The 15090-nt window shown below is 49.3% G+C and carries 11 protein-coding genes; 7 read left to right on the top strand and 4 right to left on the bottom strand.

Annotated elements, in window-relative coordinates; translation table 11 throughout:
- The first annotated feature begins 3 nt into the window (after positions 1-3).
- Positions 4-1416, top strand: a complete 1413-nt coding sequence (gene lpdA, locus ACTJKB_RS01790; protein ID WP_440831546.1) for a dihydrolipoyl dehydrogenase — start codon at positions 4-6, stop codon at positions 1414-1416.
- A 105-nt stretch (positions 1417-1521) separates the two neighbouring features.
- Here lpdA and ACTJKB_RS01785 read toward each other — a convergent pair whose 3' ends face one another.
- Positions 1522-2298, bottom strand: a complete 777-nt coding sequence (locus ACTJKB_RS01785; RefSeq protein ID WP_440831545.1) for an alpha/beta fold hydrolase — start codon at positions 2296-2298, stop codon at positions 1522-1524.
- 162 nt (positions 2299-2460) lie between these two features.
- On the opposite strand from ACTJKB_RS01785, the gene ACTJKB_RS01780 reads away from it, so the two are divergent.
- From ACTJKB_RS01780 to ACTJKB_RS01765, 4 genes are all read left to right on the top strand, one after another.
- Positions 2461-3261: a class I SAM-dependent methyltransferase gene (locus ACTJKB_RS01780; protein WP_440831544.1), complete on the top strand. Its 801-nt coding sequence runs from the start codon at positions 2461-2463 to the stop codon at positions 3259-3261.
- Positions 3262-3465: 204 nt separating this feature from the next.
- Positions 3466-4260: a thymidylate synthase gene (thyA, locus tag ACTJKB_RS01775; protein ID WP_440831543.1), complete on the top strand. Its 795-nt coding sequence runs from the start codon at positions 3466-3468 to the stop codon at positions 4258-4260.
- Positions 4261-4304: 44 nt separating this feature from the next.
- Positions 4305-4796: a dihydrofolate reductase gene (locus ACTJKB_RS01770; RefSeq protein WP_440831542.1), complete on the top strand. Its 492-nt coding sequence runs from the start codon at positions 4305-4307 to the stop codon at positions 4794-4796.
- Between the two features lie 235 nt (positions 4797-5031).
- A complete protein-coding gene (locus tag ACTJKB_RS01765; RefSeq protein WP_440831541.1) occupies positions 5032-6519 on the top strand; it encodes a glutamate synthase subunit beta in 1488 nt (495 codons plus the stop codon).
- A gap of 129 nt (positions 6520-6648) precedes the next feature.
- Here ACTJKB_RS01765 and ACTJKB_RS01760 read toward each other — a convergent pair whose 3' ends face one another.
- Positions 6649-8496: a methyl-accepting chemotaxis protein gene (locus ACTJKB_RS01760; protein ID WP_440831540.1), complete on the bottom strand. Its 1848-nt coding sequence runs from the start codon at positions 8494-8496 to the stop codon at positions 6649-6651.
- A gap of 690 nt (positions 8497-9186) precedes the next feature.
- Here ACTJKB_RS01760 and ACTJKB_RS01755 point away from each other — a divergent pair.
- Both ACTJKB_RS01755 and ACTJKB_RS01750 read left to right on the top strand, forming a co-directional pair.
- Complete coding sequence (locus tag ACTJKB_RS01755; RefSeq protein WP_440831539.1) at positions 9187-10896, top strand: proline--tRNA ligase; 1710 nt, start codon at positions 9187-9189, stop codon at positions 10894-10896.
- Between the two features lie 104 nt (positions 10897-11000).
- On the top strand, positions 11001-13295 hold the full coding sequence (locus ACTJKB_RS01750; protein WP_440831538.1) for a DNA topoisomerase 3: 2295 nt from the start codon (positions 11001-11003) through the stop codon (positions 13293-13295).
- A 114-nt stretch (positions 13296-13409) separates the two neighbouring features.
- Here ACTJKB_RS01750 and ACTJKB_RS01745 read toward each other — a convergent pair whose 3' ends face one another.
- Both ACTJKB_RS01745 and ACTJKB_RS01740 read right to left on the bottom strand, forming a co-directional pair.
- Positions 13410-14144: a DsbA family protein gene (locus ACTJKB_RS01745; RefSeq protein ID WP_440831537.1), complete on the bottom strand. Its 735-nt coding sequence runs from the start codon at positions 14142-14144 to the stop codon at positions 13410-13412.
- 98 nt (positions 14145-14242) lie between these two features.
- Positions 14243-14995, bottom strand: a complete 753-nt coding sequence (locus tag ACTJKB_RS01740) for an HAD family hydrolase (RefSeq protein ID WP_440831536.1) — start codon at positions 14993-14995, stop codon at positions 14243-14245.
- Between the last annotated feature and the right edge of the window lie 95 nt (positions 14996-15090).

The raw sequence follows: 15090 nt of genomic DNA, 5'->3' as shown, positions 1-15090 counted from the left end.
TAAATGGTAGTCGGAGACGCTTCAATCGAAATCGACACATTGGTAATTGGTGCAGGTCCCGGCGGGTATGTGGCGGCAATTCGTGCCGCCCAGCTCGGCCAGAAAGTACTGATTGTAGATAAATCGGAACTCGGCGGTGTCTGCTTGAACCGCGGATGTATTCCATCCAAAGCGCTGATCTCTGCAGCCCATCAATACGAAGCTGCGCAGCACGGCGAAGTTTTCGGCGTAACTGCCGAGAATGTAAAGGTAGATTGGTCCAAAACTCAGGAATTCAAAAACGGTGTCGTGAAAAGAATGACCACCGGTGTGACCAGCTTGATGAAAGGCAACAAAATTGAAGTGTTCAGCGGTGAAGCTATGTTCATCAACACAAACGAAGCCCGTTTGTTCAATGAGCATGAATCCCCTCGCTACAAATTCAATAACTGCATCATCGCGACAGGTTCCCGTCCCATTGAACTGAAGCCTTTCCCGTTCGGTGGACGCATTCTGTCCTCGACCGAAGCTCTGGATCTGCCTGAGATTCCTAAGAGCATGATCGTTATCGGCGGCGGCTACATCGGTGCCGAGCTTGGCCAGATGTACTCCAAATTTGGCACAAAAGTAACGATCATTGAAGGGCTGGATACTGTACTGCCAGGCTTCGATAAAGATATGACCCGTCTGGTTGCCAAAAACATGGCGAAGACAGGCATTGAGATCGTGACGAATGCCAAAGCGGAAAGTGCTGTTCAGAACGATAAGGAAGTAACTGTGAAATACTCCGTGGGCGGCGAGTCCAAGGAGATTACAGCGGATTACCTGCTCGTTACTGTAGGACGCCGTCCAAACACAGATGGCGAACTGGGACTGGATCTGATCGGTGTAGAGCTTGACGAACGCGGTCTGATCAAAGTCGACCACCAGGGCCGTACTAATATCCCTAACATCTATGCTATCGGCGATATCGTTCCAGGCTTGGCCTTGGCACACAAAGCTTCCTACGAAGGCAAGATCGCTGCTGAAGCCATCTCCGGTCATAAATCCGTTGTTGACTACAAAGTCATTCCGGCGGTTGTTTTCACTGATCCTGAGTGCTCCAGCGTAGGTCTGACTGAGAAAGAAGCTAAAGATAAGGGCTTCAAAGTAAAAGCCGGCAAATTCCCGTTCGCGGGTAATGGCCGTGCGGTTTCCTTGAACGCTCCCGAAGGCTTCATCAAGATTGTGGCTAACAGTGAGAACAACCTGGTTCTTGGCGCACAAATCGTTGGTATTGAAGCATCTAACCTGATTGCTGAGCTGGGACTGGCGATTGAAATGGGCGCAACCCTCGAAGACATCGCACTCACCATCCATGCGCATCCAACCCTTGGCGAAATCGTCATGGAAGCTGCTGAACTGGTTGAGGGACACCCGATTCACGTTGTGAAATAATAACTTAACGTTTGTCACTCTCAAGCGATAGAAGAGGATGCTCTGCAGAGCCGTTGACGGTTGCTGGGAGCATCCTCTTTTTTGCATATAGTAAAGTAGTCTTACTTATAGGTCACAGCAATATATAAACTGTCGGATTAGCTCGTTGACCTTACCCGCAGCATTTGTAGGAATCTGATGTTTGGCTTTTTGGATAAATACAAGCTCACTCTTTGGCAATCGCTCATGCAGCAACTTAGCGTATGGATGGAATAAAGTATCATCCTCTCCGTAGACCAACAAGACGGGGTGATGAATCTTTTCCAATTGATCCGTACAGTTATACTGAAGGCTGTAATGATAATACTGTTCGGCGTTTTGGGCGTTTGCCTTTTTTGCGTCGTTAAACATTGTCCGCAGCAGCGTCAGCTTGGTTTTTGCTTGATTCCATGAGGTGGAAAGGGCAATTACACCGACCGCACCGATTTGGGACAAGAAACGCGCTTTGGCTATTTTCTTTTTTAGCTTATTATCCTTCACTTCCGACATTCCACTTATCACAATGCCGCCCAATGCCCGCTCGGGGCAGTTTAACAAAAAATCGAGGACAATGGAGCCGCCGGTTGAGTAACCGCATAAAAATGCTTTTTCAATCTTCAACTGATTCATCAACTGCCTAATATCCTCTACAATTAACGGATAAGTAATCTCTTCTCTGGAAGGTTCGCTGCTGCCGTGCCCCCGGATATCAAAAGAGATTGTTCGGAAATCCGGCGACAATGTGTTCATCTGATATAGGAAATTCAAGCTAGTCAATACTGGAGGATGAATGAATATAATCGTTGTTCCTTGACCGCAATCCGCGTAATACATGCTGTACCCATTCACACAGGTTAGTGGCACTGGATATCACCTTCTTCTTGTTATCGATTTGTCTCCCACCCTAGGTTGCTGTTCTTTATTGTGTGAATGATCAGATTTCCTCACTCTAGAAAATAATGTTAGTCCATTTATTGAGGTATGATATCTTTATTGGTGCATGCAATCCGATGGGAGGGAAGAACAGTGGATGAGAGTGAAATAAAAGCTGAAACTAATTTCGCATTAGCTTCACAACCAAAGAATACGATGTCTTATGCGAAAGCCCTGCAATATGCAAAATACCGCCTGCCATACTCAGCCGAAGCCGTTAGATTTGTCATTAAGACAGCGGGCGCAGGTGATGGTGCAGTTGCGGATATCGGAGCAGGCACTGGGCTGCTGACACAGCATTTTACCGGTCAGGTAGCGCGGTTATACTTAGTTGAGCCTGAGGATGAAATGCGGCGGTTGGCCGGAGAAATTATTGGTAGGCAGGGTATTAACACAGAGTACATAGCTGGTACGGCAGAACGTACCTTTTTACCGGATCAGTCGGTAGATTTGATTGTGGCGGCCAACAGCATCCACCGGTTCCAGCCGGAAGCCGCGCTTGAGGAATTCCGAAGAATTCTGAGGCCTGGGGGTTGGCTGGCGGTCTTTTCCTATGATGATGAATTCAACTTCTTGAGGGACAATATGAACGTTGGCAGAACGATCGAAGAATATACGACAAGACTCAACGACTCCAGGCATACCCTGCCGCTGCAATATTTTTATAATGGTGCAAAGCCGGTGAAATATCTGTTCCCGCAGGAGCTGCAAGAAGGCTGGGAGGAATATTGGGGTGCTGCAATCTCCGGTATGGAGGCCCCAGAAGAGCATGAGGAATGGTTCAGGGACTTCCGTCAGGCGCATTGGGAGCGTTTTGAGAGCCTGCAGAAGGATGGGGAGATTACGGTGAAATACAGCACAGAGGTCTGGCTGGGGCAGCCGCATTATCGTTAATATAGATGAAAACTGAAGATGTAGGATATCGGCGGGAGTCTGTCCCTCTTATATATCCACTATTTACATGAAGAGGAAAAACCATATAGCAATGCAGTCCAACCTGTGATGGAAATTACTTTTTCTGCGTCTTAACAAGTTACAAGGACGGTAAGGTCATGGTAAAATGATAAAAGAAAAATAGAGGAGAGGGGTGCTGAACAATTGCGTAAATATTTGGATTTACTTCAGGATATCTTGGACCACGGCGCCTCCAAAAGCGACCGGACTGGGACTGGCACTATATCGGTGTTTGGACGGCAGCTCCGGTTCGATCTGGCTGAAGGATTTCCGCTGGTTACTACCAAACGTATCCATCTGAAGTCGGTAGTGCATGAGCTGCTGTGGTTTCTGAAGGGTGATACCAATACTTCCTATTTGAAGGAGCATGGAGTCTCTATCTGGGATGAATGGGCTGACGAAAATGGTGAGCTTGGACCCGTATACGGTTCGCAATGGCGGGCTTGGGAGAGTGCGGATGGACGCCATATTGACCAGATTTCAGCTGTTATAGAATCAATTAAGAATAACCCTGATTCCCGCCGTCATATTGTCAGTGCGTGGAATGTGGGGGAGATTGAACAGATGAAGCTGCCGCCTTGCCATTTTGTATTTCAGTTCTTCGTGGCGGATGGCAAGCTGTCCTGCATGCTGACTATGCGTTCCGTCGATACCTTTTTGGGATTGCCCTTCAATATAGCCAGTTACGCGCTGCTGACACATATGGTTGCCCAGCAGACAGGGCTTGAGGTAGGGGAGTTCGTCTGGTCCGGGGGAGATGTGCACATTTATACAAATCATCTGGAACAGGTAGCCACTCAGTTGGCCAGAGAGCCATTTCCACTTCCTAAACTGGTGATTAAAAGAAAGCCGGAGAGTATTTTTGATTATACCTTCGAAGATTTCGAGTTTGCCGATTATGTCTATCATCCGGGAATCAAAGCACCGGTTGCAATATAATCCTTAAGTGATGAGAATATTTTTGATTGCAGGGGAGGATTTTTGTGAGCATTAGCATGATTTGGGCCATGGCTGCCAACCATGTGATTGGCAAGGATAATGACATGCCCTGGCATCTACCGCGGGACTTTGATTATTTCAAGTCGCAGACCCTTGGTAAGAGAATGCTGATGGGACGCAAAACCTGGGATTCTCTTGGCGGCAGGCCGTTAAAAGGCAGAACCAGCATTGTTCTCACACGAGACCACAGCTTTGCTCCTATGGGGGCTGAAGTCGTATATTCGCTGGAAGAAGCTGTAGCTGAAGGGCACAAGGACGATGAGCTGATGGTTATTGGCGGCGCGGAAATTTACAAGATGTTGCTTCCCTTTGCCGACAAGCTGATCGTAACCCGGATCGAAGAAGACATTGAAGGGGATACAAAGTTCCCGGACGTGGACTGGAGCGAGTGGAGAGAGATCTCCAGTATCCAGGGAATTCGGGATGAAAAAAATCCGTATGATTACCGATTTTTCGTTTACGAGCGTTCGGTTTGAGGATAAAGCGTTTTCTCTGACACAACATGTGAAATAGTACAAATAATCAGCAGATTAGTCCATTACAGTGCGAAAGTGTTGGATGCTACTATAATTATTAAAATTGCAAATGCCTAACGTTTAAGTATTATAGAATGTGCAGGTACTTCATTGCGCTGAAAAACATATGGATGCCGCAATATGCTACAATGTACTATACATCAACACGAAGAGATCGGATGGGGGAATCGTAAATATGTCTACACCTACTGGATTTATGGAGTATAAGCGCCAGCTCCCAGGTGATCGTGATCCTGAGCAGCGCGTAAAGGACTGGGAAGAGTTCCATCATCACCTAACCGAGGACGAGCTTCGGACACAGGGTGCGCGCTGTATGGATTGCGGAACTCCTTACTGCCATACCGGCATCGATATGAGCGGCGGCACTTCGGGTTGTCCGGTTCACAATCTCATACCAGAATGGAACAATCTGGTGTACCGTGGCTTGTGGAAGGAAGCGCTGGAGCGGCTGCACAAGACAAACAATTTCCCCGAATTCACAGGCAGTATCTGTCCTGCACCTTGCGAAGGCTCCTGTACTGTTGGATTGATTGGACAACCGGTTACAATTAAAACTATTGAGCTGGCGATTATCGATAAAGGTTTTGAGGAAGGCTGGGTTGTACCGAATCCGCCGGAGAAGCGTACAGGCAAAACGGTGGCTATCGTGGGCTCCGGACCAGCCGGGCTTGCCGCTGCGGCGCAGCTGAACAAAGCCGGGCACACTGTAACGGTTTTTGAGCGCAGTGACCGTATTGGTGGACTGCTAACCTACGGCATTCCAACTATGAAACTCGACAAACGTGTGGTTCAACGCCGCGTGGATCTGCTGGCTGCTGAAGGTGTGAAGTTTGTGGTGAACACAGAGATCGGCAAGGATATTCCTGCCCAGCAGCTGGTTGATGAATATGATGCAGTCGTTTTGTGCGGCGGTGCAACCAAAGCCCGCCGTTTCAATGTTGAAGGCGTTGAGCTGAAGGGCGTTATGTACGCGATGGATTATCTGAACGGAACGATTAAGAGCTACCTCAATTCAAATCTGGAAGATGGAAACTTTATATCGGCTGCGGGCAAGGATGTAATTGTACTTGGCGGTGGGGATACCGGTTCTGACTGTGTAGCCACATCCCTGCGTCATGGTTGCAGCAGCATCACCCAATTCGGTACGCATGACAAGGCTCCGCTTGAACGTGATCCGATCGCGAATCCTTGGCCGCAATTCCCGAATGTCTATACGCTGGATTATGCACAGCAAGAAGCCAAAGCATTATTCGGCGATGATCCGCGCGAATTCTCCATCATGACTACCAAGTTCGTTGGTGACGAAGAAGGGAATCTGAAGGAACTTCATACGGTGCAAATCCGCCGCATGGTGGATGAGACCGGCCGCAAGATCTATCAGCCGGTTCCGGGAACGGAGGCTGTATACCCAGCTCAGCTCGCGCTGATCGCTATTGGATTCGACGGACCGGAACAGGATATTATTGAGGAACTGAAGCTGGATACGGACCGCCGCAGCAATGTGAAGGCCCGTTATGGCAAGTTCAACACCAATGTGGATAAAGTGTTCGCTGCCGGGGATATGCGCCGTGGACAAAGCCTTGTAGTATGGGCAATCAATGAAGGGCGCGAAGCCGCTCGTGAAGTAGATAAATATTTGATGGGCTCAACTGTTCTGGTGTAGGCTGGACATAGAAGCCAAATAAAAGCCGTCTCTTCCGCATCATGCGGGAGAGACGGCTTTTAATGTACCTTCATATCCGGAAGCAATATTCGAGATTACCTAAATAGCTTGGTAAGGAGAGACGTGAGTCTACTCCTCTAACTTGAAATGTTCGATCTTCTGCTGCAGGTCGGCTGCCATCTTGGACAGCTCAGTGGAGGAGGCGGAGATCTCATCCATGGAGGCCAGCTGCTGCTCCGTAGCCGCTGTAACGTTCTGGAAGGCATCGGACGTTGAACGTGAAATATTGGAAATTTCCTGAACGGAGGCTGCAACTTCCTCCGCACCGGCTGACATTTGTTCGGTGATGGCAGAAATATCATGGATCTGTCCATTGATTTTGGCTGTAGATTGTTCAATGCTATGGAAGGCTTCTTTTGCTTCAACAGTGACTTTAATGCCGAGCTCGACATCGGCTGCGACGGTGTGATGAATAGCTTCATATGTGCGGTCAATGAGTGCGGTCATCTGTTCTAGCGTTTCCTGAATGTTGTCAGCAGTAGTCTTGGATTGGTCTGCCAGCTTGCGTACTTCTGAAGCCACTACTGCGAAGCCCCGGCCGTGTTCGCCTGCCCGGGCAGCTTCGATGCCTGCATTCAGCGAGAGCAGGTTAGTCTGGACTGCAATAGTGGAGATGGCGCTGCTCATCGCCGAAACTTGACTGTTCAATCCGTTTAACTGTCCGATCAGCTCGGAGGCTTGATGAGTAGAATGGCTGATGGCATCCATTTGCAAGGTCATCTGTTCGATTTTGCGGCTGCCTGTCGATACGTCGGCTTCGGTGTCAGCGGAGGAATCGACAATGGAGGCGGCAGCCTCGGCAATTTTTTGAATGCCGGAAGACATCTCTTCCATGGCCCGGGCCGTTTCAGCCATCGCTGCTGTTTGTGTCTCTGCTCCAGTAGATGAATCTTGTACCAGTTCAGCAACATAACCGGTTGCTTTGGAATTCTCTTCTGTAGTAGCCGTCAATTGTTGGCTAGACGAAGCGAGCAAACCGGAGGTATCTGAGATATCGACAACGATGCTGCGGAGTGAGCCAACCATCAGATTATAGTTCTGGGCCAGCTGCCCGATCTCATCCGAACGGTTAATCTGAATTTGTTCATTCAAGTAGCCCTCGCTGACCCGGCGGGCAGAACGGTTAAGGCTGAGAATTGGGCGGGTAATGGCCCGGATAATAAAGTACATCAACGCTAAAGCAATAAGCAGTGCGGCCCCCAGAACCATAAGTCCGTTATAAAGAATGGGCATCGAAGCATCGGCGAATTCCTGAGTGGAAAGTACACCGACAATTTTGAATCCTGTAGTCTTGTCGGTGGTGTAGTATCCGCGCATTACCAGACCTGTATCCGGGCTGGTATAGGATAAGGTTCCGCTGTCCTTGTCGAGCAGCTTGACTACATCGGGAGCAACGTCTTCTCCGGCTGCTTTGACGGGATGGGAGACAAACTTGTGATTGCCATCGACTATGAAAATATAGCCATTTTTGCCAAGCTTAATCTTGTTGATCATTTCACTCATATGCTTAAGGCTCAGGCTGCTTGAAACTGCCCCTTTGCCATCCTGAAGTGTTTCGGAGATATAGAGATTGTAATTCCCCGTTGTAGCAGATATGAAAGGATTAATGATTGTAACCTTACCGGTATTCTTCATAGCGGCCTTGTACCAATCTCTGGCTCGCGGGTCATAGTCCTTTTTGCCGCCATCGGGAGACTTCATCCAGGCACCGTTCTCATTGCCGAGGATTAGAATTTCAAGTTCAGGATGCTCTTTCATGAATAAATCCATCAGCGCCCGGGCCTCCGGTGTTTTGGCATCGGCGTTACTGGATGTGAATTGCTGGCTGAGCTGCTGGACATTCCTTGTTGCAGCAGTTACGGTTTCATTAATGGTTCCTTGCAGCATCTCTACACTGTCGCGGGTTGAAACCTGCATTTTAGTTTCCAATTGTTTCTTTGAGTTGGAATACGAGAAGAAGCTTACAAGTAGAATGGGGATAACCAACATTAAGGTGAATATTAGCATTAATCGTTTCTGCAATGATCTGGATGAGATTTTTTGGACAAGTTGTTGAATAAGCTTCATATGGTTGGCTCCCCCGTGGATACGCGAAATGATCATTTGATCTTTGCGCAACCGTTCTTTATTTAACTCTATAGATATTTCGGTTGTTTGACGCAATAATTTCATATCTAACAAAGGATATGAGAAAAAATTTATTTACACATTCGTTTTTTGTTGAGTGGATCCTTTTGTTTTTGAATATAGGTAGTGAGCCAAACAAGCTTCACTTGACGTTGCCAGTAAAATCATATAGATTTAAAGCATTCTTCATATCGAAAAGCGTTGACCGAGGATCTATGTTTCCAGGATCGTTAGAACAGAGAAGGGATTCACCGGCTGAAAGGTCCCTCAAAGAACGAGAGAAGCATATCCTGCCTTGGTAGCTGCAGCATCCTATGCTGCCGGGATCGGCCGTTATCCGTATCGAGGACTGCCAGGTATTGTACTGGCGGTTGAATTAGGGTGGTATCACGACACATTCGTCCCTGACGGATGTGTCTTTTTTGCGTTATTTTCAGGGGCAGGAAATTCACTTTATTCCCAAAAGAGAGGCTGATAAGTATGCGCCAAAGTAATCTGTTAGCAACAACCCTTCGCGAAGCGCCTGCGGAAGCGGAAACCATTAATCACCAACTGCTGCTGCGTGCCGGATATATCCGCCAGCTGGCTGCCGGGATTTATACTTATCTGCCTTTGGGACGACGGGTATTGCGTAAGATTGAGAATATCGTGCGGGAGGAAATGGAGTTTGCCGGTGCACAGGAAATGCTGATGCCTTCCATGCAGCCTGCTGAGCTGTGGAGGGAATCGGAGCGATATGAGGTATATGGCAAGGAACTGATGAAGCTGAGGGACAGGCACGACCGGGAGTTTGTTCTGGGACCGACGCATGAAGAGGTGATCACCTCTCTTATTCGGGGAGAGATCAGCTCGTACCGGAAACTTCCGGTTACTGTCTACCAGATCCAGACCAAATTCCGTGACGAGCGCCGTCCCCGTTCCGGATTAATGCGTGGCAGAGAATTTTTGATGAAAGACGCATACTCTTTTGACACGGGTTGGGAAGGACTAGACGAGACCTATGCAAGGATGTACAAGGCGTATCAACGGATTTTTGAGCGCTGTGGACTTTCTTACCGGGCCGTGCAAGCGGATGCCGGAGCCATCGGAGGCGAGGGGGAAACCCACGAATTTATGGCCTTGTCGCGTATTGGCGAGGATACGATTGCTGTTTGCCCTACCTGTGATTATTCCGCCAATCTGGAGCAGGCTGAGATTTATTCCGGGGAGGTGGATGTGCAGCGCAAAACTGACAGCCTCCCTGCTGTAGTGAAGTTCCATACTCCTGGTATCCGCACCATTGATCAACTGGAGCAGGAACTGCAGATTGCACCGGAGCAAGTAATCAAAACGTTGATCTATCAAGGCGGAGGCCAGACCTTTGCCGTGCTTGTACGAGGAGATCATGAGGTTAATGAGGTCAAGGTAAGGAACTTTATCGGAGCTAGTGAGATCGCGCTGGCTGATGCTTGGGCTGTACAAGCGGCTGCGGGAGTGGAGAACGGTTATGTCGGGCCGGTAGGACTCTCACTGCCTGTGCTGGTCGATAGGGCGGTAGCTGCAATGACTTCCGGGACTTCTGGAGCTGGAGAAAAGGACTTCCACTTCAGTGGAGTGGTTCCTGGACGAGATTTCAGTCTTACGCAAGTAGGGGACTTTCGAACAGCCCAGGAAGGGGAGCGATGTCCAGTTTGCGGCAAAGGGGCTCTACACTTTCACCAAGGCATTGAAATCGGACATATATTCAAACTGGGGACGAAGTACAGTGAGAAGCTCGGTGCTTCATTCCTTGATGCAACCGGAAGAAGTAAACCTATGATTATGGGCTGTTATGGTATCGGAATCTCTCGTCTGCTGGCTGCGGTGGCTGAGCAGAATAACGATGAGCAAGGGCTTATCTGGCCCGCAGCGCTAGCGCCTTATAAGGTGCACATCCTGCAGCTGTCCGTTAAGGACGAGGTGCAGAGGACAACTGCAGAAGTACTTTATGAACAGCTTACACAGCTTGGTATTGAGACTTTGCTGGATGACCGGGATGAACGTGCAGGCGTGAAATTTAAAGACTCCAGTCTGATGGGCATACCTGTTGCCATTGTTGTCGGCAAGGATGCGGGGGAGCAGAAAGTGGAGTACATGGACCGGAGATTGGGCAGTAAAGAGGTCATGGACATTACTGAAGCGGTGTCCCGTATTGCTTCCGTGCAGATCTAGTCACCGGACAAAGTTTCCTGGAATACGTTAAAAAGTAGCCGAGTTAATGATATAATAGACTACTGGACGTATTTTGGAAGAATGAGGCTAAGGAGCGAATCTTTTTGAAGACACTTATTATTGCGGAGAAACCGGATATGGGGCGGAATATCGCCGCCGCAATAGAACCGAAGGCCAAAAACTACCGTTCTTATCTGGAAGGTGAGCAGTATATCATTACCTGGGCTATCGGTCATCTGATCGGCCTGGCCGAACCGGAAGCGTATGATTCGAAGTATAAAAAATGGAATATTAACGACTTGCCCATCATCCCCGAGGAGTTCAAGCTGGTGCCGAATGCGCGTACGCTCGATCAGCTGAAGGTGATTGGGGAGCTGGCGAAGCGCAGTGATCTGCTGGTGAATTCCTGCGATGCCGGGCGTGAGGGCCAGCATATCTTTTCACTGATTCAGCGGCATCTGCAGCTTGCACAGCCCGTGAAGCGTCTATGGATCTCCGATCTGACCCCGGAAACGATCCGCAAAGGTTTTCAGGAGCTGAAGGACGGGTCTGAGTACGAGAACCTTACCAAGGCTGCAAAGGCACGCAGTGAAGCGGATTGGCTGATTGGAATGAACGGCTCGCGAGCGTTTACCACCAAACATAATGTGCTGCTGTCGGTAGGCCGGGTACAGACCCCTGTGCTTGCGTTGATTTATGACCGGCAAAAGACGATCGAGGCCTTTTCCTCATTGAAATTTTTTGAAGTGGAGGGGCATTTTACCCAGAATGAGATGGCTTACAAAGGCATGTGGCAAGGAGAGCGGATGACGGACGGAGCCAAGGCTGAAGCACTTGCTGCCAAGGTGAAGGGCAAGCCGGCACGGGTTGCCTCCTATGAGGTGAAAGAAACCAAGGAATATCCCAACAAGCTGTATGACTTGACGCTCTTGCAGCGGGAAGCTAACGGAAAATATGCTTTTTCTGCCAAAAAGACGCTAGATCTCGCCCAGGCGCTTTACGAAAAGCATAAGGTTATTTCCTATCCGCGTACGAATTCCAACTATGTGACCGAGCAGAATATTCCTGAAATGCACAAGACGCTGTCTGCGCTCCAGGGAACGGCCTATGACGAATGGGTCAAAGGAGCAAACCGGAACCTGGTACACAAGGGCAACAAATTCATCTGCAACCCGTCCAAGGTTGAGGATCACCATGCCATTCTGCCAACGAACCGCAAGGCTTCCGGACTAAGCGCCGATGAGGCTAAGCTCTATGATCTGATTGTCCGCCGGTTTCTCTCGCAATTCTATCCGGCTGCGGAGTATAAGGTGCATACGGTGATTACCGAGGTTGAAGGGGAAAACTTCAAAACAACCGTCAAGGAGCTGCTGAGTTTGGGCTGGAAGGTGATCTACGGCGATCAGAAGAAGGACAAGTCCAAACCGGCCAAAGGCAAGGGCAAGGAGGACGAGGAGGAAGAAGAAATCGAGGTTAGTGAACCATTCTCGATTGATCCCAATGCTGAGGTTCACTGCAGTGATGCCATTGTGAAAGAGAAGGATACCCAACCGCCCAAGCACTATACCGAAGGGACGCTGCTCAAAGCGATGGAAAGTGCGGGCAAGCAGATTGAAGATGAAGAGCTCCGTGACGCCATGAAGGATTCGGGGCTGGGCACTCCAGCTACCCGGGCGGCAACCATTGAACGGTTGAAGAATGTCGGCTATGTGGAAATGCAGGGTAAAAAAATTGCCATTACCCAAAAAGGCCGGACTGCGATTGAGTTGATCCGTGGAGCGGGTGTTGAGCTGCTGACTTCACCGGAAATGACCGGTCAGTGGGAACGGCGGCTGAATGAAATCGCCCGGGGAACAGCTGCGGACAGCCAGTTCATGGCGAATGTGAAGCGTTTCGCCTCCATGATCGTGGATAAGGTCCGTGTGCAGTCCAGGGCGGATAGAACCTCCTTCGAAGGAGAGACGCCATCGCTTGGCGGCGGAGCCAAAAACCGGAGCGCTGCCGGCTCCCGGAAGTCCGTGGGTAAACCGTCAACGGCAAGGAAACACAGCGGGGAAGAGGGGGGCACAGCTGCAGCGAAGCCTCCCCGCAGCAAGCAGACTACAACCGAAAGCCCAACAGATACCGGTCCCAAGGTTATCGGAGCTTGTCCGCGTCCGGGTTGTGGAGGTTTGATTTTTATGGGCCGTAAAGGTTATGGCTGCTCCCATTACAAGGAAGGCTGCAAGTTCGTGATCTGGAAAGAAACATTTGGACGGACGCTTACCGATGCCCAAGTGAAGGCATTGATTGAGAAGGGGCGCACCGGCAAGCTAAAGCTCACTGCGGAGGACGGCTCACCGCTGGAGGGCAAGCTGGTTCTGAAGAGCAGTGACACGGGACAGCTCGGCGTCGAGTAAGTTCATCCGCAGCTGATTGATCCGCAGCTTGAATGTTCATCACCAAACAATAAATAAGAGGATGCGCTCCAGCCTTCAGGGTTCCTGGCCGGGGTGCATCCTCTTTTGGTGAATTTATTTGCTGTCAGACATGGCGGCTTCAATAGCAGCAGTCAGTCCCTCGTAGGAGGAGTCAGGCAGCAGCTCTCCATTTACCATAAACTTCGGCGTGCCGTTTACACCATATGAGCCGGCAATTTTGAAGTCTTCTTTTACATCGTACATATAGGTCTGGTTCTTGAGATCCTGCTCGAACTGGTTGTAGTCAATGCCTTCAATGTTATCTTTCACGAAGTCTAGAATGAATTTCTGAGTCGCCCATATTTTGCTCTCGTCACCCTGGTTCTCGTACAGCTTGTGCATATACTCCCAGAATTTCTCATTGCTCTGTTTGTAAATGGCTTCACCGGCACTGGCGGCAAGATAGGAATCACGGTCGAGAAAAGCGAAATTCATGAAATAGAACTGTACTTTCCCGGTATCCACATAATCCTTGATGAATGTATCCAGATAAGCGGCGGTCCACTTTTTACAGGCAGGACATTTGAAATCAGCGAATTCGATGACCTTCACTTTGGCATCTTGACTTCCCAGATGCGGCTGTTTTTCGTATTTCAGCCCGTCCACAACGATGGTTCCTTTTACATCCGTGTAGTTCGGGAGTTGGTCGAGTTCGCCTGTTTCGCTGGCTTTGCCTTTAGTAGTGACAAAGACAAGAGCGCCAATCAGCAGAATGACAGCGACCCCGAGCAGCATTGGCAATAATCGTCTGGTATTCGCTGAGGTGTTAGGGTTTGCTTTCTTATTCATTGCTAACCTCCTGCGTGGGATGAAAATCTACTCAAATAGTATAATCATACCCGCCGCAGGCTGCATATGTCATTTGTAACAAGGAACCAAGGAGCGCATCAGCCGTGACTCTTGTACTGTACTGCAGACCGGATGACCGGAGGCACCTCGCTGATGCTGGAGATCGTCTGGACGGACTGCTGCATCTCGCGCTGCAGCTCAATGAGATTATATAGCCATTCATTCTTCTGTTTCAGATAGATGCTGTTGATGCCTGCGGTCAAAGCCGGAAGCACATCTGTGCGCAGGGAGTTGCCGATCATCCAGGTGTTTTTGCGGTCGAAGCTATGCGTACTCAGGATATTCTCCAGCGACTCGATGTTTTTATGCTGGCGGATGTAAATCCGGTCGTCAAAATAAGCATCAAGCTTCATTTGCTCAATTTTGCGCTGCTGGATGGTATCGTCGCCTCCGGTGTAGAGGTAGAGGGCATGACCGTCCTGCTTCAGCGTGTCCAGAGTTTCCACCATGCCCGGATAAGCTTCGACCTCCTGATCATAAACGCTCATACCGAGCTTCATCAGCTGTTGTTCATGAAAAGGTTCAGCGGGACGGTTATATTTGAGGCAAAAGAAGCGGTAGGTCGCAATGAGTGATTTCGGGAAATTATCGCTGGCGAGGCCGCTTGTGCTTACAGTTTGTACATCGATTTCCACCTGCTTGCTGCGGAATTCTGCGGTAGTTGCGCCATATTCACCAAACCACTCGGACATCAGCTCGAAATATTGCCCCAGAATGAGGTCGAAATATTTGTTGCAATGCACCAGGGTGTCGTCTAAATCAAAAATTACTTGCTGTGTCAAATATTTCATAATGCTCACTCCTAAAAGTTTTGAGAGCAACTGCTCCTTGACTGGCTTCGTTCAAAACTCGCTTCGGAAGCTTAGGCCAAGTTTTGAGAGCAACT

The organism is Paenibacillus sp. 22594 (assembly GCF_052044425.1).
Classification (GTDB): Bacteria; Bacillota; Bacilli; order Paenibacillales; family Paenibacillaceae; genus Paenibacillus_AQ.
Note: the sequence above shows the minus strand (reverse complement) of the source record. Positions and strands in the feature narration are given on the sequence as shown.

What these genes read in the sequence shown, in the direction of transcription:
- ACTJKB_RS01760 (WP_440831540.1), bottom strand. Translation starts at nt 8,496, where the DNA reads ATGCAGGTTTCAACCCGCGACAGTGTAGAGATGCTGCAAGGAACCATT.
- ACTJKB_RS01745 (WP_440831537.1), bottom strand. Translation starts at nt 14,144, where the DNA reads ATGAATAAGAAAGCAAACCCTAACACCTCAGCGAATACCAGACGATTA.
- ACTJKB_RS01755 (WP_440831539.1), top strand. Translation starts at nt 9,187, where the DNA reads ATGCGCCAAAGTAATCTGTTAGCAACAACCCTTCGCGAAGCGCCTGCG.
- ACTJKB_RS01765 (WP_440831541.1), top strand. Translation starts at nt 5,032, where the DNA reads ATGTCTACACCTACTGGATTTATGGAGTATAAGCGCCAGCTCCCAGGT.
- lpdA (WP_440831546.1), top strand. Translation starts at nt 4, where the DNA reads ATGGTAGTCGGAGACGCTTCAATCGAAATCGACACATTGGTAATTGGT.
- ACTJKB_RS01740 (WP_440831536.1), bottom strand. Translation starts at nt 14,995, where the DNA reads ATGAAATATTTGACACAGCAAGTAATTTTTGATTTAGACGACACCCTG.